Source organism: Telluria mixta (genome assembly GCF_029223865.1).
GTDB lineage: Bacteria > Pseudomonadota > Gammaproteobacteria > Burkholderiales > Burkholderiaceae_D > Telluria > Telluria mixta.
Window position 1 is genome coordinate 1,716,458 of record NZ_CP119520.1, and the last position, 21,388, is coordinate 1,737,845.

Consider the following 21,388-nt stretch of genomic DNA (forward strand, 5'->3'; position numbering starts at 1 on the left):
CGGCCGAAGTACAAGTCCGCAAGGGCTGTTTGTAAGAATTCCATCGGCGCGGGCCAACCGGGCGTTTGCGCGTAGACTGTATTGACGTCAGAGGGTCATCCCATGGACCAGCATCGTACCGGCAAACACGAAGGGCACGGGCTCCCGCTGTGGCTGGCCAACCTGGCGACCATCGCCGTTTACATCGGCACCGTCCTGCTCAGCCACGCACTCGCCCTGCCCGCGGGATATGCCACGCCCGTGTATCTGCCGGCCGGCGTCGGGTTCGCACTGACCGTCACGTACGGCTGGCGCGCCCTCCCCGGCATCGCCATCGGCGCGTTCCTGTCGCACCTGCCCAACGGCTGGATGGAGCCCGACACCGCGCCCGCGACCGCGGCCGCCGCGACGATGGTCGCCACGCTGGGCTCGCTCGTGCAGGCCTGGCTCGGCGCCCGCTGGTTCCGCCGCCTCGTCGACCCCGCCCTCGGCACGGCGCGCGACGTCGCCTGCTTCCTCGCGCTGGCACCGGTGTTCTGCCTGATCAACGCCACGGCCAACGTGTCCGCCCTGTACCGGCTGGACCTGGTGACGGCGGCCGAACGGGCACCGAACTGGATCAACTGGTGGGCCGGCGATACCGTGGGCGTCCTGCTGGCCGCCCCGCTCGTCTGGATCGTGTGCGGCCGACCGCGCCGGCTGTGGCGGCGGCGCGCCCGCCTCGTGGCCCTGCCGCTGCTGCTGGCGGCCGGGGTCGTCATGGCGGCCTACGAGCAGACCGTGCTGTGGGAACACCAGCAATACCTGCAAGCCTACCGCCTGAAAGCCCAGCAGGTGGCCGACGAGCTGCAGGCCGAGCTGCGCGAGCACGAGCGCTTCGTCGGCACGTTCTCGCGCACGCTCGCCGCGGAAGACCGGTTCATGGAGCGGGAGAAATTCCTGCGCATCGCCAGCGGCCATGTCGACGGCCGGCCCGAGATCGCCGCCATCAACTGGCTGGTCCCTATCACGCTGGCCGAACGGGCCGCGTTCGAGTCATGGGTGCGCACGCACGTCGACCCCGATTTCGCCGGCGTGCGCGACGTGACCCGGGCGCAGGGCTTGCGTCCGGCCGGCCCGCGCGCGCAATACCTGCCCCTGCTGTACACCTGGCCGCCGTCCAATGCGCGCATCCGCGGCGCGGATTTCCTGACCGCACCGGGACGCACGGAAGCGGTGTCGCGGGCGCTGGCCGGCACGGCCGCGGTGGCCACCGGCCCGGTCCAGCTGGTCGGCAGTGGCGCGATCGGCATCTCCCTGTACCGCGCGGTCGGCACGCCGGGCCAACCGCCGCTGGGCGTACTGTCCCTGATCCTCGATGCCCAGGTTTTCGTCCGGCAGGCGGTACTGCGCGCAGGCTTCTCGGGCTTCGACATCAGCCTGGCGGATACGACCGGCCGCGGCGCGCCCGTCGCGCTGGTGGGCGACCCCGTCCGGCACGCGGTCAGCGGCGACTACACCGTGCAGCTCGCGTTCGGCGGACGCACCCTGCAACTGCGCTTCACGCCGACCGCCGCCTACATGGAAGGCGAACGGGGACTCGCGAGCTGGATCGTGATCACGACCGGGCTGCTGCTGGCCGCGCTGCTGGGCGCGCTGATGCTGATCGTCAGCGGCGAACGCGCCCAGATCGAGGCCCAGGTGGCGGACCGCACGGCACGCCTGCAGGCCATCCTGGACAGTGCCGCCGACGCCATCGTCACCGTCGACGCGCGCGGCACGGTACTGTCGGCCAACCGCGCCACGGCGGCGCTGTTCGGCTACCCGCCGGCGCACCTGCCCGGCCTCGCGTTCACGACGCTGGTGCCGGGCCATGGCGATGAAAACGGCCTGGACCTGCTGGTGCGCCTGGCCGGCAGCCGCCCCGAGGAACGCCAGCTGGACGGCTTGAACGCGTGCGGGGAGCCGATGCCCCTCGCGGTGGCGGTGTCCATCGTCGACCTGGCCGGCGAGCGCCTGTACGTGTGCATCCTGCGCGACCTGACGGAGCAGCAGCGTGCCCAGGCACGCATCCACCGCCTGGCCCACCACGACCCGCTGACGGGCCTGGAGAACCGCCATGCGCTCGGCATGCGTCTGGAACAGCAGCTCGCGCAGGCGCGCCGCACCCGGCAGCCGCTGGCCGTGCTGTTCATCGACCTCGACCATTTTAAAAAGATCAACGATTCGCTCGGCCACCAGGCCGGCGACGAACTGCTGGTGGGCGCGGCCGCGCGCATGAAGGACCTGCTGCGCGACGTCGACGCCCTCGCCCGCCTCGGCGGCGACGAATTCATCATCGTGCTGTGCGGCCCCCTCTCCCCCGACAGCGTGAGCGCGGTGGCGGTGCGCCTCGTGGCGTCGCTGCAGCAGCCCTACCGCCTGGCCGGCACGACGGCGCACAGCGGCGCCAGCGTGGGCGTGGCCCTGTTCCCGGAAGACGGACAGGACCCGGACACGCTGCTGCGCCACGCCGACATGGCGATGTATGCGGCCAAGCGCGAGGGCCGCGGCAATTTCCAGTTCTTCTCGCCCGCGATGAACGCGGCCACGCACGAGCACCTGCTGCTGGAAAACCGCATGTGGGCGACCCTGGAGAACGGCGGCTTCGACGTCCACCTGCAGGCCCAGGTCGAGCTCGAGACGGGGCGCGTGATCGGTGCCGAGGTGCTGCTGCGCTGGCACGATCCGGAGCTGGGCAGCGTCGAGCCCGGGCGCTTCATCCCCATTGCCGAGGAATCTGGCCTGATCCTGCCGCTCGGCGACTGGGTGCTGGCACGCGCGATGGCCCTGCTGGCCGAGTGGCGCGACGACGGCATGGCCCACCTGCGCCTGGCCGTGAACCTGTCGGCGCGCCAGTTCAGCGGCGGCGCGCTGCTGTCGCGGCTGGACGAGCTGCTCGCCGAGCACGCGATCGACCCGGCGCGGATGGAGCTGGAGATCACGGAAACGGCCGCGATGCGCGACCCGGAAAACACGCGCAGCCTGCTGCTGCAGCTGCGCGCGCGCGGCTTCAAGCTGGCCATCGACGACTTCGGCACGGGGTATTCGTCGCTGGCCTACCTGAAGCTGTTCGCGATCGACCGCATCAAGATCGACCGCGGCTTCGTGCGCGACATCGAGACGAATCCGAACGACGCCGCCATCGTCGACGCGACCATCGGCCTGGCCCACGCGCTCGGGCTGGGCGTGATCGCGGAAGGCGTGGAAACCCAGGCGCAGCGGGGCTTCCTGCGCGACCGCAACAGCGACGAGGCGCAGGGCTATCTGTTCGGGCGGCCGATGCCGGCGCGCGAATTCCGGGAGTTCGTCAGGGCGCAAGCGCAGCCAGTACCTGGCCTTTGAGCGCCTTGATGAGGGCCGTCTCGTCGGGCGGCACGCCTTCCGGCGCGAGCTCCGTGCGGTCGGCGTAGAACAGGCCCAGTTGCACCTTGCCGACCACCAGCGGCAGCACGATGAAGCTCTGCGCATCGGGCAGCAGGGCCTTGTGCCAGGCCGGCAGCAGGTCGCGGATCTTGGCGCTGCGCGCGTCCGAGATCATGAGGTCGGCGTCGTTTTCCATCGCGAGGTAGAACAGGTCGCGCGCGCTCTTCTCTCCGGCGGGCGCCAGCGGAAACGTGAAGCCTTCCTGCACGCGCGCCTGCGCGAGCCCGAACGATGCGCGGGCGCGGTACTGCCCGGCGCGCACGTCCTTCAGCACGACCGTCGCGAAGCGGAAGCCGAGCGCCGTGTACAGCGTCTCCAGCACGGCCATGACGACGTCATTGACCTTGTGCCGGCCGGACGCGCGCATCTGGGTGACGTCCTGCACGCCCGCCAGCAGCAGGTCGCGCGCGTTCTTCGGCTTGCCGCTCGGGTACGTGCCCTGCTCTTCTTCCTCCCCGCCGAGGGTCGCCAGCAACAGCACGTTGGGCAGGCCGCCCTTGTCTTCCTGCGGGGCGCGGCGCGGCACGGGTTGCAGGTTCATGCTCTGCAGGAGGCTCGTCATTTCGAACGCCACCGCTTCGAACAATTCGTCCAGCTCGGCCGCGCCGAGGTTCAGCGCGGTGCCGTAGCGCGCCAGCAGCGCCTGCGCTTCCGGCGTGTCGGACGGCGTAGGGGTCTTGCCCATCAAGCGCGCCACGTCCAGGCTGAACGACGCCACCTGGCGCATCCACTCGCCACGGTTGACGGCCAGCTTGAGGGTGCCGGCTTCCAACGGACGCTGGGCGTGCATGATCACGCCCGGGATCTTCCACTCGCCCAGCACGGCCTCGGCCAACGCGTCGAAACTGCAGCCGAGGATCATCTGGGCAGCCTGCGCGGACGTGTGCTTGCCGGTGGCGAGGAGGGCCTGGATCTCGCGGTAGCGGTCGTGTTCGTGCGACGCGACCAGCAGCGCGCCGAGATTCTTGAACAGCGCGCCGATCGACGCTTCTTCCGCGCCCTGGTAAAAGCTGTGGCGCGCCATTTCGCGGCCGACGAGGCTCGCGCACAGCGACGCTTCCAGCTCCACGCGCACGCTGTACGCATGGTCGCTGCTGGCCAGCGCGTCGACGAGCAGCATCGCCAGCGCGACCGTGCGCACGTTGTCGAAGCCCAGCAGGGAAATGGCGCGCGACACCGTCGTGACGGCGGTGCCGGCCGCCGTGCGGTAGCGGACCGTGTTCGCGAGGCGCAGGATGCGCTGCGTGAGCGCCACGTCGGACAGCACGTAGTGCGCGAGATCGTGGGTCCCCTGGTCTTCCGACGTGGCCATCTGCACGACGCGCGCGATGGCGCTGCCGAGCGCGAACATGTCCTCGTCGCCGCAGACCTTTTGCAGCAGCGCGGCGCGCACGCGGCGGCCCCCGTCCGTCGGCTGGAACGGCGCGGGGTTTGTATTGGAAGAGGAAGCGGGGCTCCCGACTGCAGGAATCATGATCGCTTAGCCGGCCTTCTTCAGGCGCGGACCTTTGTCGTATTTCTTGAGGATCTGCTGGTGCAGCCCGGCCAGCGCCGGCAGCTTCGGGTTCACCGGATCGAGGCGGCGCACGCCCGCGATGAAGCCCTGAGCCTGCTGGCCGAGGCGCTCGTCCCAGCCGTCGTGCTCGAGGCATTTCAGGATCGCCAGCGCGGCGTTGAACACGACCTGCGGATTGTCCGGCAGCTTGGTCGCCGCTTCCTGCATCAGCACGACGGCGCCCTTGTAGTCGCCGCTCTTGGCCTTGGCGGCGCCGGTGGCGACGAGGTCGACGACCTGCTGGCGGCTTTCCATGGCGAGCTTCTGCGCCGTCTCGGCCTGGCCCGCGTTCTCGAACACGGCCATCGCGCGTGCCACCGCGGCGCCGTTCTGCGCATTGCGCATCACGTCGCGCACGATCTCGGCGGCGCCCTCCTCCATGCCGTTCTCGATGCAGGTGCGTGCCAGTTCCAGCTTGATCTCCGGGCGCAGCTCCGGCGCGTCCTGGCTGGCGGCGAGGGCCGTCGCCAGCGATTCGGCCAGGCGCGCCTCGTTGCCCGTGTATTCGTGCACGAGGCTCGACGCGATGGCGCTGCACAGTGGCGTGTGCTTCTGGAACGCCATCGATTTGTCGAGGTCGCGGATGACGGCCGCGGCCTGCACCGGGTCGCCCTTGCGCACGAGCGTCTGCACGAGGCGCACGTGATCCTGCGGGTCCTTGAACTCGGAATACTTGGCCTTGCTGACGACCTGCTTGAGGATCTTCTCGGCCGTGTCGTGGTCGCCCGCCTCCAGCGCCGTCTCCCCCAGCTTGCGCAGCCGCCGCACCGCGTGCGGAGAGACGGCCACGGCCTCCGTCAGCACGGCCTGCGCCGCATCCAGCGCGCCCACGGCCTCGTGGGTGCGTGCGAGCCAGTCGTAGGCGTCGACGAAGTTCTTGTTGCTGTCGACGAGGTCTTCGAGCATCTCGCGCGCTTCGTCGTAGCGCTCGCGCAGGAACAGCGTCTTGGCCAGGCCCAGGCGTGCCCAGGCGATGGCTTTGGTCTCCACAAGCTGGCGGTAGACCGGCTCCGCTTCGTGCGGCTCGCCGAGGAACATGTGAAGTTCGGCGCGCAGGCGCAGGAAGTCGACGAGGTAGCGTGGATGACGCTCTTCGCCGTCGAGGCAGGCGCCGATCGCCTCGCGCTGGCTGCCCGCCTCCATCAGCTCGTACACGGGCAGCAGCGCATTTCTCCGCTCCAGGCCACGCGCGATGCGTTCGAGCAGGCGGTCGGCCGTGAACGGTTTCAGGACGTAGTCGGTGGGGCCCAGTTCGGCGGCGCTGACGACCTTGCCGTAATCGCCTTCGGCCGTGACCATGAAGAACATGGTCGACAGCGGCATGAGCTTGTGGTGGCGCACGTCCTCGAGCAGCTGCTGGCCGTCCTGGCCGCCTTCCAGCGCGTATTCGCACAGGATCAGGTCGTAGTGCTTCAGGCCGAGGTGCTTGACGGCCTGGTTCGAACCGCCGACGTGGTCGATCTTGCTCAGGCCGCACATGTTCAGCATGTTGTGGATCGTCGAGCGCATACCGGCGTGCGGCTCGATGATCAGGGCGTTGAGGCCGTCAAGTTCGTTCATGTCCCGGTTGTCCGTGTGTGCCTGCGATGGGCGGAGCGGGCTGCATGGGCCCGTGTGGTCTACCGAGTATATTACGTCCAGGGAACAAAATTCTTGACCTCACCAGCGTGTAAACCTGGCGAAATGTCGCGAAAAACCACACTTTCGGTTGTCAGGCGCCGGGCTGGCGCGCGGCGGCCTGGCGCAGCGGCGCGCGGTGGCCGTTGGCGCATTCGGGGCGGGCGCCCCCGATCATGATGTTCTGATAACGGACTTCGTACTTGCCGGCCGATAGTTTATCGATAAGGAACTTGGCACGGCCCAGCACATAGGCGTGGCGCACGTTCGAGCGGCGGTCCAGGTCGTAGATCTTGACCAGGACAGGCGACGGATTGTTGCTGTTGTCGACCAGCACCTGCATCTCGTCGCCCTGGTTGCCGAGCGGATAACCGTCGATATAGCTGGACTGCGCTGGCCACGGATCGCCCGTCGGCGCAACCTGGGCTTGCAGGTCCGTATCGCAATCGGGTGCGCGGGCCGGCACGATCAACTGGGTCACGCCGAGGGCCTTGATGTCGGGCGGTGCATCGGTCTGCCCGGTGGGACGCGCCCAGCCGTCGGCGCTGGCGTCGCTGCCGAGCGGATCCGGCGGCGTGTTCGGGGTCGATGCGGAGGCGGAAGCGGAGGCGGACGCCGATGCCGACGGCGCAACCGCGGACTGGGCTTTGCCCGGCCAGGCCAGCGCGCTCGGCAGCACCCTGGGGGGATCGAGCAGGACGATGGCCAACGCGCCGCCGCCGGCGAACGAGGCCAGCATCAGCCCCCACCAGCGCGGATCGCGCAGCACGCGCCAGCGCGACGGCGCCTCGACCTGGCGCGGTTCCCAGTGCTCGCCGCGCGGTTTCTCGCGGCCCTCCTCGCCATGGGAACTTTCCAGCCATTCGACTTCCCACTCTTCCGACGCGATCCACTCGTCGTGCTCCTTGCGGCGCACGGGATCGGACAGGATGTTGTAGGCCGTATTGACGATGGCCATGATGCGGGCGGCACGCTCGTCACCCGGATTCTTGTCGGGATGATATTTCTGACTCAAGGCCTTGTAGGCCGCGCGAATGACTTCCTGCGGTGCGTGGCGCGACACCTTCAGGTTGTCATAATGGGTATGGATCTTGGCCATGGGTCAGGGTCGGGTTGCACAGGGCGCCAGCTGCTTCAATATTAGCCGATTCGTTCTTTAACGGCAGAGGCAAAGGGCAGCCTGCCGTACGGGCGGCATTACAGCATAGCCGGGTTTGTGTCCACCACGCAAGATGTCAGTATCACAACTTGTGGCTTCGATCGGCGCGCTCGATGGCCGGTTCAAGCGCGACGCCGCTGCCGACGATGAGCACCTTGAACAATTCCCCCATTTCGGCCGGCGACACGAGTTTTTGCACGGCCTTCGACTGCGGCAGGTAGCGCAGCGCGTCCTCCGGATCCGTCTTCAGCAGCAGCTCGCCGATCCCGGCCGCCAGCAGGAATGCCGCCTGGCTCATATAGCCGAGCACGTCCAGTCCCGCGCCATGGGCCGCCAGCGCCATCGCCGTGAAATCGACGTGCGCCGTGATGTCCTGCAGGCCTGGCAGATAAAACGGATCGGGGTGCGCATGGTGGCGGTAATGACACATCAGCGTGCCGCTCGTGCGCTCGTCGAAATAATATTCGTGGGCCGGGAAACCATAGTCGATCAGGATCGCGGCGCCCTTTCCCTTCTCGAACATCTGCGCCAGCGAGCGCATGAAACCGCAGGCAACCGGGTGCACTTCGGTCAGATAGCCGTCCTGCAGGGTGTCGGCGTCGGGAATCTGGCGGGCGATCTGGTCCACCAGCGCCGCGTCGGGTTCTGCGGGGGTGAAGGCGAAGCGGCCGTCTTCCACCGTCACCATCTGGCGCAGCCAGCGGCCGGCGTCGCGCACGACGAGCTCGACCGGCATCGCATCCAGCACTTCGTTGGCGAGCACGACGCCGCGGAACGCCACGGGGAAATCGTGCGTCCAGCGCACCTGCGGGAAATCCTTCAGCACTTCCTGCTGGCGGGCGCGCAATTCGCCCGACAGTTCGATGATCGTATAACTGTCGACGCGCACACCCAGTTCGCCCAGCGTCGTCAGGACGTCGTACGCGAGTTTGCCCGTGCCGGCGCCGAATTCGATAATGTTAGGGGCACTTTGGGCCATAATAGCGGCGGCCGCGCGCGCCAGCGTGGCGCCGAACAGCGGACTGATCTCGGGCGACGTGGTGAAATCGCCATCGCGGCCCAGCTTCGCCGCACCGCCGCTGTAATAGCCGAGATTCGGCGCGTACAGCGCCAGTTCCATGAAACGCGCAAACGGGATGGCGCCGCCCTGGTCGGCGATCTCGGCAGCGATCATGCGCTGCAGGGCTTGGGACGCGGCCAGTGCGTCGCTGGAGGGAAGAGGTAAGGACATCCGGCCATTGTAGCGAGAATCGGCAGCGACCCACAAACCACGATGACACAGACATTTTCGACTCCTGATTCAATTGGCACACCCGTAGACCGCCCGCATGCGGGACGCGCGCGCGTGGCCCTCGTCACCGGCGCAGGCCGGCGCATCGGCCGCGCCATCGCGCTTGGCATGGCCGAGGCCGGCTGGGACGTCGCCGTGCACTACCGCCAGTCCGCGTCGGATGCCGACGAGGTCGTCGCGGCCATCCGCGCCCTGGGCCGGCGCGCCGTCGCGCTACATGCCGATCTCGCCATTGATGCCGCCGTGCGTGCCCTGCCCCGCCAGGCCGTGCACCTGCTGGGTGCGCTGGATTGCATCGTCAACAACGCGTCGTTGTTCGAATACGACAAGCCGGACGATTTTTCTCCGGCACTGCTGGCCACGCACATGCAGTGCAACGTGGCCGCCCCGCTGCTGCTCGCGCAAGAATTGCACGCGCTGGTGCCGGACGGCGGCCAGGCCGTCGTGATCAACTTGCTCGACCAGAAACTGTACAATCTCAACCCAGATTTTTTGTCGTATACGTTGTCGAAAGCAGCATTGCAGACGGCTACCACGATGCTGGCCCAGGCGCTGGCACCGAAGCTGCGCGTCGTCGGCGTCGCGCCCGGTATCACGCTCGTCTCGGGCGACCAGAGTGCGGACGGCTTCGAGCGCGCGCACCAGGTCACGCCGCTGGGACGCTCGTCCACGCCGCAGGACATCGTCGACGCCGTGTGCTACGCGGCCCATGCGAAGGCGCTGACCGGCACCACCCTGCTCGTCGACGGCGGCCAGCACCTGATGCCGCTGGCGCGCGACGTGATGTTTTTGACCAAATAACCTGTACCCACCTCACCATCGAAGGTTTCCTATGTTGTCCGCCCTGTTCTACCCGCAGCTGCGCGATTGCCGCAGGCTGTTCCTGCGCAATTACGAAGTCATGATCAACATCGGTGTCCATGAGTTCGAAAAGAAGGGCGAGCAACGCGTCCTGATCAATGTCGACCTGTACATCCCGCTCGCCCTGTCGACGCCGAAGGACGACCAGCTGGATGAAGTGGTCGACTACGACTTCATGCGCGAAACCATCGCCAAACGCATGGCGCAGGGCCACGTGCACCTGCAGGAAACGCTGTGCGACGACGTCGTGAAGGCGATGCTGGCGCACCCGAACGTGCGCGCGGCCCGCGTGTCGACGATGAAGCCCGACGTGTATCCCGACTGCGAAGGCGTCGGCGTCGAAGTGTTCCAGATCAAGGATGAAGCATGAATGAAGTGACGATGGCGCGTCCGGCCGACGCGCTCGAATCCGTCGACAAGAAGGCGGAAAAGCAGGCCTACGAGAACAACAAGCTGCACAAGCGCCTGTGCCGCCTCGTCGGCCAGGCGATCGGCGATTTCAACATGATCGAGGACGGCGACAAGGTCATGGTCTGCCTGTCCGGCGGCAAGGACAGCTATGCGCTGCTGGACATCCTGATGACCCTGCGCGAGCGCGCCCCGATCCACTTCGACATCGTCGCCGTCAACCTCGACCAGAAACAGCCGAACTTCCCGGCCGACGTGCTGCCGGCCTACCTGGAAAAGCTGGGCATCCCGTACCACATCGAGAACCAGGATACCTACAGCATCGTCAAGCGCCTGATCCCGGAAGGCAAGACGACCTGTTCGCTGTGTTCGCGCCTGCGGCGCGGCATCCTGTACCGCGTAGCCGACGAGCTCGGCTGCAACAAGATCGCCCTGGGCCACCACCGCGACGACATCCTCGAGACCTTCTTCCTGAACATGTTCTTCGGCGCGAAGATCAAGGGCATGCCGGCCAAGCTCGTCTCGGACGACGGCAAGCACATGGTGATCCGTCCGCTGGCCTACGTGAAGGAAGCGGATACGGAACGCTATGCGGAAGTAAAGCAGTTCCCGATCATCCCATGCGACCTGTGCGGCTCGCAGGAAAACCTGCAGAGAAAACAGATCAAGGCGATGCTGCGTGACTGGGAGAAGAAACACCCGGGCCGTGTGGAAAACATCTTCTCGTCGCTGTCGACCGTCGTGCCGTCGCACCTGATGGACCGCGACATGTTCGGCTTCAAGGACCTGAAGGCGGACGGCGTGGCCAATCCGGCCGGCGACATCGCGTTCGACGAAGAGCCGTGCTCGACGCCGGCGACGGGCACCATTCCGCTGCAGCCGCTGTAAGCCTTACTGCTTTTGTATTTTCGCGTGGATGTCGTTCACGGCCATCAGGCCGGCCGACGCGAAAAACTTGTGATACTCGGCCACCATCTCGCCGTTGACGATGACGGGATCGGTGGCGACATAGGTCTTCGCCACCTCGATGTCGGGCGTAGCGAAGACGAAGATCCCGCGCCTGCCCTCGACCCCGTCCAGGGGTCCGGCCACCACCAGTTTCTTCTCGGCCGCCAGGCGTTTCATGTTGGCGAAATGCCCTTCGAACATCTTCGTGCGCTCGGCCCCGTCCGGCACGCGCGAAGGACCGGTCTTCAAAATCACGAGCACATAGCTGCGCATGCCGTTCTCGTTCGCGCCGAGCGACTGGGCCAGCGCCGCATCGTATTGCGCGGCCGCCGGAGCGAGCGCCGCCAGCGCCAGGGCGCATCCCACTGCCGTTTTCCTGATCCACATCGCGTGTCCCCGTATCGATGATGAGGTCAGCCAGCCTAGCATGATCGGCACAGAAACAGAACGTCTACGCATCATGCATTGTTTGACAATGCCTATGTAGTGCAGTTTCTTCATGAACGCATGATGAGATCGATTTCACTCTGATGATGGCGACCAGGAGGTGACTACGAGCCGCCAAACAGATGTAATATTCCTACCCCTGTCACGCCCATCCGGATTCCTCATGCAAATCGGCCAACCCGCCGGTACCGCCCAGCCCAGCGGCACCGCCACCCACGCCAACACCCAGGTCGCGAGCCTGCGCGTTTTCGTGTTCGCCCTGTTCTTCACGTTCGGCGGCATCACGAGCCTGAACGACGTCATCATCCCGAAACTGAAGGACTTGTTCACGCTGTCGTACGCGCAGGCGATGCTCGTGCAATCGGCCTTCTTTGCCGCCTATTTCATCGTGTCGCTGCCGGCCGCCGCCATCGTGCAGCGCATCGGCTACATGCGCACGGCCGTCGTCGGCCTGCTCACGATGACGGCAGGCTGCCTGCTGTTCATCCCCGCCTCCTCATCGGGCATGTTCATCACCTTCCTGCTCGCGCTGTTCGTGCTGGCGGCCGGCATCACCATCGTGCAGGTCGTGGCGAATCCGCTGATCTCGATGCTGGGCGCCCCCGCCACCGCCTCCAGCCGCCTGACCTTCGCCCAGGCCTTCAATTCCCTCGGCACGACCGTCTTTCCCTACGTCGGCGCCATCCTGATCCTCGGCTCGCTGGCCCACGTCGACCAGACGACGCTGTCGGCCGACGCGCTCGCCGCCTACCGCGCGGCCGAAAGCCAGGTCGTCGTGCACACCTACCTCGGCCTGGCGGTCGCGCTGGCCGTCGTCGCCCTGCTCGTCTGGACGAACCGCAAGAAGCTCGTCGAGCATCCCCATCCCGACACCAGCATGTGGAGCGCCTTCGACCTGCTGAAACAGCCCCGCTTCGCGTTCGGCGCCCTGTGCATCTTCCTGTACGTCGGTGCCGAAGTGGCCGTCGGCTCGCTGATCGTCAATTACCTGATGCAGCACGACGTGCTGGGCCTCGGTGCCGAAGCGGCGGGCAAGCACGTGCCGCTGTACTGGGGCGGCGCCATGGTCGGCCGTTTCCTCGGCGCTTACGTCCTGCGCATCTGCTCGCCGGGCAAGGTGCTGGCCGGCGCCGGCGCCATCGCCGCCCTGCTGCTGCTCGTCTCCGCCACCACGCAGGGCGCCACGTCGGGCTGGGCGCTGCTGGCCATCGGCCTCGTCAACTCGATCATGTTCCCCACCATCTTCACGCTGGCGTCGGAAGGCCTGGGCGAGCGCGCGGCGGAAGGCTCGGGCCTGATCTGCGTGGCCATCGTCGGCGGCGCCATCGTGCCCCTGATCACGGGCTACGCCGCCGACGCCTTCGGCCTGCGCCTCTCGCTGGCCGTGCCCGCGCTGTGCTACCTGCTGATCCTCGCGTTCGGCTGGTACGCGCGCCGGCCGCTGCAACACGGCTGAACTCACCCTGTCACATCGGTTCCGGCCGGGCTCACGCCATCCGGCTGCCTGCGTGCCGGCCCCAGCTGGCGCAACGCGCGGGCATTGATGCGGTCGCGCTCGGGATCGCGCAGCCAGCCCCACTTGTCGAAGTAACGCCAGGCCGACACGCACCGCCACCAGAGCGAGGCCGACCGCCGGCGCCAGCCGCGCGCGCCGGCCTGGGCCGGGTCACGGACGACGGCCACGTGCGGCACGAACACGGTGCGCGCGATGCGTGCCGTGCGGCGCGCCAGGTCGACGATGTCGAAACGCTGCAGGAAGCGCGCGTCGAACATGCCGGCACGCAGTACGGTCTCGACCCGCATCAGCAGGCAGCAGGCCGGCGGCACCGGCACCTCCATCACCCGGCTGTAGCCACCCGCATGCAACTGGTAGCGCGCGAGCCTGCCGCTGGACCGGCGCAGCAGCGGAAAGCAGCGTCCCAGCAGCAATTCCAGCGGCCCCGGCAGCAGACTGCACAGCGGCTGCAGGCGCCCGTCCACGTCCTGCACCCGCGGCGCCAGCAGACCCACGTCGGGATGCTGCTCCATATAGGCGATCATCCGGGCCACCGCGTCGAGCGGCAAGCCGATGTCGGGCGCCAGCAGCAGGTGGTAGACGCTCCCCGCCGCGGCCGCCTCGCGCAGGATCCGGTTCCGGGCGCGCGCCTGACCAGGTCGGTCCCGTTGTGGGCGGTAATGCGCACCGTAGCGTCCGGCCAGCGCGGCCAGCACCGGCTGATGCGCATCGTCGACCAGGTAGATGAGCAGGTGCGGACAGGCCGTCGTGAGGCTGAGCAGCAGGTGCTCGATCCGGTCCGGTGCCGCCATGCCGCAGACGATGCAGCAGCTGGCCCGGACGGCCGCGGCGCCCATGCTCAGCCCCCGCCGCGCGCCCGCGTTCGGCGGTTAGTTGCAAAACGGAAAATTTTGTACATGGCACCCTCCAGCGAACGAAACACATGGGTTCAGAGTGGCGCCGTGCGCGACGGTTGCGGCGGAATCGGCGGCGGTTGAGCAGGATCAGACTACAAGCATTTGCCGCCGACGAATCTTATAGCGCCACGTCGGTGCGCATGACCGGGTACAGGTTCAGCCGCTCATCCCAGGACGGGTGGCGGCGCGCAAAGAATTCGAGACGCGCATGGGCATTTTTGGCGAATGCAGGATCGGTCTCGACCTTGTGCCGGAATTCGGCGGCCAGTGCCGGATCGCGCGCCATCTGTTCGCGCGCCACGTCCTCGGCCACGTATTCCTCCATGTATTCCTTGCGCTCGAAGGCGTTGTTGAACTCGCCCCAGGCCAGCAGCGAATCCGGGGCCTGCGGCTCGAACAGGGCCATGACGAGGCGTGCCTTGGGCTGGGCGATCGGCACGAACAGCGCGCCTTTGCCGAGGTTGCGCGGCTCGGGCTTCCAGCTGCCTTCGACCTTCAGGCGCTGGTGCGATTCGAACGACGTCGGAGAAAACGCGGCCTGGTCGGCGCGGAACGTTTGCACCTGTGCGGCGGCTGTCGTCTTGTCCACCTTGCGGAACACGATGCCGTGTTGCGTGAGCTTCGTCGCGACCATCTGCGCCCACGCGGCCGGCACGACGTAGCCCGCGCCGGGCGCCTGCACCTGCAGGTCGGCGACGACTTCGTCGCGCAGCGGCACATGCCAGACCTGCGGCTTCGTTTCGTCGTAGTGCGTCATCAGCATGCCGGACACGTCGGACATCGTGCGCGTGTACGCATAGCCCTGGAAGTCGACCATCGTCGTCTTGTCGGTGGTGCGGTACGTCAGCGCCACGGGCTGGCCGGCGATGCGCGTGGCGCGTGCGTCGGCGGCGCGTGCGGCCTGCGTCCATTCGGCACCGTGGGCCGCCACCTGCTGCAGCACGGAGACGATGGCATTGTGCGTGATGCGCACGCGGGTCGGGTAGTCCTTCCACGAGTGCGTTTCGACGAGCATCGCCATCCGGTTGCGGAGCTGGAAATAGCCGGTCGAGAAGCGCGGATCGGAGACGCCGTCGACGAAGCCGGAGGCCGGGTCGTCCGTCTCCTTGAACGACATGTAGTAGGACTGCGGCATCGAGCCCTGCTTGCTGATGTCGGCGATGACGTTGGTGCGCAGGGCCTGGCCGATCTTGCGGAATTCCGGATCGCCCGAGTACACCGGTTCGACCTGGATGGAGACGTCGTGCTGGAACATGGCGCCGTCCGTGACGTGCAGGTCGACATAGGTCAGCGGATCCCACGTGTTCACCAGCGCCAGCATGGCCTGCATTTCGGGCGAATCGGCCTTCACGTAGTCGCGGTTCAGGTTGTAGTTCTGCGCCGTCGTGCGCCAGCCCATCTCGACAGGGCCGCGCTGGTTCGGGCGGTTCCATTTGGCGAAGCGTTCGTGGCCGTCGACGTTGAACACGGGGACGAACAGCAACACCTGTTTGTCGAGCACGCCCGCGGCCAGTTTGCCGTCGAGGATGGCGCGCAAGGCGAGGAAGCCCGCGTCCTTGCCGTCGATCTCTCCCGCGTGGATGCCCCCCTGGATCAGCGTGACGGGCAGGTTCGCCTTGCGCACCGCCTCGGGCGTGACCACGCCGCGCGCGTTGACGGCCAGCGCCAGCATCGGCCGGCCTTCCGGCGTCGTGCCGAACTGGAAGCATCTCGCCTGCTTCGGATACGCCTGCTGGAAGGCGCCGCACAACTTGACGACCTCGTCGTAGCGGCCCGTGGCCTGGAAGCCGGAGCGCTCGGATACGGTCACCAGATCAGGCGCGGCGTGGGCCAATGGGGCGGCCAGCAAGGCCAGCGAGGCCAGCGAGGCCAGAAAAGGAGCGGTGCGGATCATCGATAAACTCCGGCAAGATTAGAAAAGATTCAAGCCGGAAATTATAGATCGATGAGCCGAAGTCAGCGCGTCCTGGGCGGATAAATCGCGATCTCTTTCAGCTGCGACCGCGCCAGATGCATCGGTACACCACGCGCGCGCGCCGTCGACGACGCCGGGCAGGCATTGGTGGCGCGGTAGGACAGCGCCGCGGCCAGCATGCCCTCGGCCGGATCACCCAGCGCATGCGCCATGTCGTCGGACACGGCGCAGGTCGGCGCGAAGCCGTCCGCGAAATCGCCGAAGCCCTTCGCGTTCGTGCCCTGGAACTGGATCGTGAAGTAGGTCGTGCCGCAGTTGTCCATCGGCGTGAAGCCATAGGGCTTGCCGCAGGTCGTGGCGCCGATGAGGTCGACCTGGACGTCGACGCCGCGCAGGCCGTTGATGACGGCTTCGCTGGCCGAACACGTGTCGGACGTCGTCAGCACGGTCACGCGCTTCAGGCCCAGGTAAGGCAGCGCCATGTTGCGCGGCGCGGAAAAGCCGTAGGCCGTGCTGCGGAACGGGATCGGGGCGTCGGGCGCCGTCTTGTCGTTGTAGACCGCGCGTTCGAACGTCTTGCCGGCCGTGGCCGGTCCCGCGATCATGTACGCGAGCTCGCTGGCGACGTACAGCAGGCCGCCGCCGTTGTAGCGCATGTCGAGCACGAGGTCCGCCGCGCCCTGGTTCTTCAGGGTCGTGAACGCGTTGACGAGCTGGAGTTCCGAAACGGCGTTGTGATCCTCGAAACTCAGGTAGCCCACCTTGCCGGTCGGCGTGTCGATCACTTTCACGTTTTTTACGGGCGTCGTCGTCACGACAGCGGACGTCAGCGCGACGTCCATCGTGGTGTCACCGCGGCGGATCGTGAGCGTGTGGCGCTCGCCCGCGGTGTCCGGCGACAGGCCGTCGTTCAGCAGGGCGACCTGCGCCTTGTCTGTGGTGTTGATGAAGTCGATGCCGTCGACGGCCGTCAGCAGGTCGCCCCGCTGGATGCCGGCGGCGGCGGCAGGCGAACCCGGCTCGACGATCGCGGCGATCCAGGTGCGCGGCGCCGTCGTGGAATTCACGGACCAGGTCAGGCCATAACCCGTATCCTGGCTCGCATTGGTGAGCGCATCCCATTCCGCCGTCGTGTAGGTGAAGTGGAAACGGTCCTTGAGCTTGCCCGATGCGGTCAGTGCGGGCGTCTTGAGCGCGTCGAAATAGTCGAGCGTGTTCGTGTAGTCCGCCATGTGGACCGTGGACGGGATTTCGTTGTACCAGAGATAAGTCGCGTCGCTCCAGCCGCGCAGGAATTTCATCTCGTCCTGCAGCGTGCCCTGACGGTCCGGGAACGCATAGCCCTCGGCGTCGACCCCCGTGCGCGGTGCGGCGCACAGGTTTTGGTAGCTCATGTAGTCGGACGGGATCGGGTCCGGTGTCGCGGTCGGCGGCGTGGGCGTCGTCGTCGGTGGCGTGGTCGTCCCGGTGCCGGGATTGCCGGCGACGGGCGTCGATGCGCCGATGTTCGGATTCCCACCGCCGCCGCCACAGCCGGCCAGCGTGACGAGCGTGGCGACAGCGCAGGCGATCAGACGGGAAACGGGGCTCGAAAAAGCGAAGGAGGAAAGCGATTTCATGCGTCCGATTATAGACCCGGCCGCTTCGCGAAATGCATCCAACTGTAACAGTGCGCGATGCGACAACGCCGCCTGCCGAAGGTCATCCGGCAGGCGGCGTCGTGTCAAAAAGACAGCATCAGGCGGCGCGGGTGGCGGTGCCGCCCGCATGGAAGGCGGACACCAGTTCCGCTTCCTTGCGCTTGGCCAATTTGAGGTTGCGCTCCTTGACGTGACCGAAGCCGCGGATGTCTTCCGGGATGCCCGCGATCGCCACGGCCTGCGCCAGGTTCTCGGCCGTCAGCTTGGGCAGCAAGCCTTCGATGGTCGCGCGGTATTCCTGGATCAGGGCACGCTCCATCCGGCGCTCGGCCGTGTGGCCGAACGGATCCAGCGCCGTGCCGCGCAAGCCTTTCAGCTTCGCCAGCACACCGAACGCCTTCATCATCCACGGACCGAATTCCTGCTTCACGAGATGGCCTTCTTTATCCTTCTTCGCGAACAGCGGCGGCGCCAGGTGGAATTTCAGTTTGACGTCGCCTTCGAACATGCCGTCGATCTTGGCCATGAACGCGGGATCCGTGTACAGGCGCGCGACTTCGTACTCGTCCTTGTAGGCCATCAGCTTGTGCAGGTAGCGTGCGACGGCTTCCGTCAGGCGCGTGCCCTTGCCCAGCTTCTCTTCGGCCGTGCGAACCCGGTCGACGAAGGCCTTGTACTGCGCCGCATAGTCGGCATTCTGGTAGGCGGTCAGCAATTCGACGCGGCGCTTGACGAGATCGTCGAGCGTCTGCGCGCGCTTGAACTCGATCACCTTCGCGGGCGTGACGAGCTTCTGCACGGACGGCAGGTCGTGCGCCGCCGTGCGGCCCCAGTTGAACGCGGCCTTGTTGAAGGCGACGGAGACGCCGTTCAACTCGATCGCCTTCAGGATCGACGCTTCCTGCAGCGGCACGTGGCCTTTCTGGAACGCGTAGCCCAGCATGAACATGTTGGTGGCGATGGCGTCGCCCATCAAGGTGGTCGCGATATGGCCGGCGTCGATGAAGTCGACATTGCCTTCGCCGCAAGCCTGCACGATGGCGCCGCGCGAACCTTCGGCCGGGAACTGCCAGTCCGGGTTGCGGATGAAGGCGGCGGTAGTGGCACCCGTCGCGTTGACGGCGGCCCACGTACGGTTTTCGCCCATGCGCGACAACGCGTCGCGGCTGGCCGTCACGATCTGGTCGCAGCCGATCACGAGGTCCGCGTTGCCGGTGCCGACCCGCGTCGAATACAGGTCGCCCTGGCGGTCCGCCAGGCGCACGTGCGACATCACCGGACCACCCTTCTGCGCGAGGCCGCTCATGTCCAGCACGAGGGCACCCTTGCCTTCCACGTGGGCGGCCACCGCGAGGATCTGGCCGACCGTCACGACACCCGTGCCGCCGACGCCGGTGACGAGGATGCCGAACGGGTTCGTCGTCGCCGGAATCTTCGGCATCGGCAGCGACGGCGGCGCCGCTTCGGCAGCGGTCTTCTTCGGCTTTTTGAGTCCGCCGCCTTCGACCGTGACGAAGCTCGGGCAGAACCCGGTCACGCACGAGAAATCCTTGTTGCACGAGGACTGGTTGATCTGGCGCTTGCGGCCCAGTTCCGTCTCCAGCGGTTCGACCGACAGGCAGTTCGACTGTTTCGAGCAGTCGCCGCAGCCTTCGCACACGGCGTCGTTGATCACCGCGCGCTTGGCCGGATCCGGGTACGCGCCTTTCTTGCGGCGGCGGCGCTTCTCGGACGCGCAGGTCTGGTCGTAGATCATGGCCGACACGCCCGGCATCTCGCGCAGTTCGCGCTGCACGTCCATCAGTTCCGCACGGTGGCGCACGGTGACGCCTTCGGCCCACGGATAATCGTCCGGGTATTTTTCCGGCTCGTCGGTGACGACGATGATCGGTTTGACGCCTTCGGCCGCGAGCTGGCGGCTGATCTTGGCCGGATCGAGCGGGCCGTCGACGACCTGGCCTCCCGTCATCGCGACGGCGTCGTTGTACAGGATTTTATAAGTGATGTTGACCTTGGCCGCGACCGACGCGCGGATCGCCAGCACGCCCGAGTGGTAATAGGTGCCGTCGCCGAGGTTCGCGAACACGTGCTTCTCGCCCGTGAACGGCGCCTGGCCGATCCACGTGACGCCCTCTCCGCCCATGTGCGTGAACGTGGACGTCTCGCGGTCCATCCACAGCACCATGTAGTGGCAACCGATGCCGGCCATCGCGCGCGACCCTTCCGGCACTTTCGTCGAGCTGTTGTGCGGGCAGCCGGAGCAAAAATAGGGGATGCGGTCCGTTTCCGGATTCGCCTTCGGGATGTTTTTGAGGATCAGTTCCTTCGCTTCGAGGAAGGCGATGCGTTCTTTCACGCGCTCCGCGACGGGGTGGCCGGCGCAGTAGTGCGAGATGCGCGACGCGATCGCGCGCGCGACCTGCGCCGGGTTCAGCTCGTAGTTCGCCGACAGCAGCCAGTCGCCCTGGCCGGAGCGGTTCTTGACGCTCCACTCGCCGGCGTCGTCGAACTTGCCGACGACGCGCGGACGTTCGCCGTCCGGCAGGTTGTACAGCTCTTCCTTCAGCGCGTATTCCAGCACTTGCCGCTTTTCCTCGACGACGAGGATCTCGTCCAGGCCGCGCGCGAATTCGTGCACGCCGACGGAGTCGAGCGGCCACGTCATGCCGACCTTGTAGACGCGCAGGCCGATGTCGCGCGCGGCCTGCTCGTCGATGCCGAGATCCGCCAGCGCCTGGCGCGTGTCGAGGTAGGATTTACCGGCGGTGATGATGCCGATCTTGGGCTGGGGGCTGTCCCAGATGATCTGGTTGAGCTTGTTGGCGCGCGCATAGGCCAGCGCGGCATACCACTTGTAGTGGTTCATGCGCACTTCCTGGTCCAGCACGGCGTCCGGCCAGCGGATATTCAGGCCGCCCTGCGGCATCTCGAAGTCGGTCGGCAGGATCGTCTGCACGCGGTCCGGATCGAGGTCGACGACGGCGCCCGATTCGATGATGTCGGTCACGCATTTCATCGACACCCACAGGCCGCTGTAGCGGCTCATCGCCCACGCATGCAGGCCGTAGTCGATATATTCCTGCACGGACGACGGGTACAGCACGGGGATGCCGCAGTGATGCAGGATATGGTCGGACTGGTGCGCCGTCGACGACGATTTCGCCGCATGGTCGTCGCCCGCCAGCACGAGCACGCCGCCGTTCTTCGCGGAGCCCGCGTTGTTGCCGTGTTTAAAAACGTCGCCGCAGCGGTCCACGCCTGGACCCTTGCCGTACCACATGGCGAACACGCCGTCGTACTTCGCATCCTTGAACAGGTTGGTCTGCTGCGTGCCCCAGACGGCCGTCGCCGCGAGGTCTTCGTTCATGCCGGGGTGGAAGTGGACGTGGTGCGATTCCAGGTGTTTCTTTGCCTTCCACGCGGTCTGGTCGACCTGGGTGACGGGCGAGCCGCGGTAGCCGGTGATGTAGCCCGCCGTGTTCAGGCCCACCTTCAGGTCGCGTTCGCGCTGCAGCATCGGCAGGCGGATCAGCGCCTGGGTGCCGGTCATGAAGGCGCGGCCGCGCTCGAGCGTCCATTTGTCGTCGAGCGTGATCTCGTGCGGGGGTAGCGGTTCCAGCTGGCTGCGGTCCAGGGGGCGTTCATGCGTGTCTCCGATTATGTTTGTCGTGTTTCGGTTCGGGCCAGTATAGACCTGTGTCACAAGCATTAA

General features: G+C 66.8%; 14 protein-coding genes. 5 read left to right on the forward strand and 9 right to left on the reverse strand.

Going from position 1 to position 21,388, the window contains the following annotated elements; genetic code table 11:
- Positions 1-102 precede the first annotated feature (102 nt).
- Positions 103-3,342, forward strand: coding sequence for an EAL domain-containing protein (locus tag P0M04_RS07585; RefSeq protein WP_259448297.1), 3,240 nt, complete (start codon positions 103-105; stop codon positions 3,340-3,342).
- Here P0M04_RS07585 and P0M04_RS07590 read toward each other — a convergent pair.
- The 4 genes from P0M04_RS07590 to P0M04_RS07605 all read right to left on the reverse strand — a co-directional run bounded on the left by P0M04_RS07590 (position 3,308) and on the right by P0M04_RS07605 (position 8,985).
- Positions 3,308-4,897, reverse strand: coding sequence for an HDOD domain-containing protein (locus tag P0M04_RS07590; RefSeq protein WP_307727071.1), 1,590 nt, complete (start codon positions 4,895-4,897; stop codon positions 3,308-3,310). The genes P0M04_RS07585 and P0M04_RS07590 overlap by 35 nt on opposite strands.
- Positions 4,898-4,903: 6 nt before the next feature.
- Positions 4,904-6,538 (reverse strand): tetratricopeptide repeat-containing response regulator, encoded by a 1,635-nt coding sequence (locus tag P0M04_RS07595; RefSeq protein ID WP_259448298.1) that lies wholly within the window; start codon positions 6,536-6,538, stop codon positions 4,904-4,906.
- 151 nt (positions 6,539-6,689) lie between these two features.
- Positions 6,690-7,694 (reverse strand): J domain-containing protein, encoded by a 1,005-nt coding sequence (locus tag P0M04_RS07600; RefSeq protein WP_259448299.1) that lies wholly within the window; start codon positions 7,692-7,694, stop codon positions 6,690-6,692.
- 142 nt (positions 7,695-7,836) lie between these two features.
- The gene (locus P0M04_RS07605; protein WP_259448300.1) at positions 7,837-8,985 is read right to left on the reverse strand and encodes a class I SAM-dependent methyltransferase; all 1,149 of its coding nucleotides are present in this window, start codon (positions 8,983-8,985) and stop codon (positions 7,837-7,839) included.
- A gap of 42 nt (positions 8,986-9,027) precedes the next feature.
- Here P0M04_RS07605 and P0M04_RS07610 point away from each other — a divergent pair, with 42 nt between their 5' ends.
- Genes P0M04_RS07610 through ttcA form a run of 3 tightly spaced genes read left to right on the forward strand, consistent with a single transcriptional unit; the run spans position 9,028 to position 11,202 of the window.
- Positions 9,028-9,846 carry an SDR family oxidoreductase gene (locus P0M04_RS07610; protein WP_259448301.1) on the forward strand — a complete coding sequence of 273 codons (819 nt, stop codon included), beginning with the start codon at positions 9,028-9,030 and terminating at the stop codon, positions 9,844-9,846.
- 31 nt (positions 9,847-9,877) lie between these two features.
- Positions 9,878-10,276 (forward strand): dihydroneopterin aldolase, encoded by a 399-nt coding sequence (locus tag P0M04_RS07615; RefSeq protein ID WP_198118024.1) that lies wholly within the window; start codon positions 9,878-9,880, stop codon positions 10,274-10,276.
- Positions 10,273-11,202: a tRNA 2-thiocytidine(32) synthetase TtcA gene (ttcA, locus tag P0M04_RS07620; protein ID WP_259448302.1), complete on the forward strand. Its 930-nt coding sequence runs from the start codon at positions 10,273-10,275 to the stop codon at positions 11,200-11,202. Before P0M04_RS07615 ends, ttcA begins: the two co-directional genes overlap by 4 nt.
- A gap of 3 nt (positions 11,203-11,205) precedes the next feature.
- Here the strand turns inward: ttcA and P0M04_RS07625 are convergent, their stop codons facing one another.
- Positions 11,206-11,649, reverse strand: coding sequence for a YciI family protein (locus P0M04_RS07625; protein WP_259448303.1), 444 nt, complete (start codon positions 11,647-11,649; stop codon positions 11,206-11,208).
- Between the two features lie 223 nt (positions 11,650-11,872).
- Here P0M04_RS07625 and P0M04_RS07630 point away from each other — a divergent pair, with 223 nt between their 5' ends.
- Positions 11,873-13,165: a sugar MFS transporter gene (locus tag P0M04_RS07630; protein WP_259448304.1), complete on the forward strand. Its 1,293-nt coding sequence runs from the start codon at positions 11,873-11,875 to the stop codon at positions 13,163-13,165.
- Between the two features lie 2 nt (positions 13,166-13,167).
- On the opposite strand, the gene P0M04_RS07635 is transcribed toward P0M04_RS07630, so the two are convergent.
- The 4 genes from P0M04_RS07635 to P0M04_RS07650 all read right to left on the reverse strand — a co-directional run bounded on the left by P0M04_RS07635 (position 13,168) and on the right by P0M04_RS07650 (position 21,385).
- On the reverse strand, positions 13,168-14,061 hold the full coding sequence (locus tag P0M04_RS07635) for a glycosyltransferase family 2 protein (RefSeq protein ID WP_259448305.1): 894 nt from the start codon (positions 14,059-14,061) through the stop codon (positions 13,168-13,170).
- 178 nt (positions 14,062-14,239) lie between these two features.
- Positions 14,240-16,015, reverse strand: coding sequence for a M14 family metallopeptidase (locus P0M04_RS07640; protein WP_259448306.1), 1,776 nt, complete (start codon positions 16,013-16,015; stop codon positions 14,240-14,242).
- Between the two features lie 62 nt (positions 16,016-16,077).
- Entirely contained in the window at positions 16,078-17,655 is a 1,578-nt protein-coding gene (locus P0M04_RS07645) for a S41 family peptidase (protein WP_259448307.1), read from the reverse strand.
- Between the two features lie 118 nt (positions 17,656-17,773).
- Positions 17,774-21,385, reverse strand: a complete 3,612-nt coding sequence (locus P0M04_RS07650) for an indolepyruvate ferredoxin oxidoreductase family protein (RefSeq protein WP_281042388.1) — start codon at positions 21,383-21,385, stop codon at positions 17,774-17,776.
- Between the last annotated feature and the right edge of the window lie 3 nt (positions 21,386-21,388).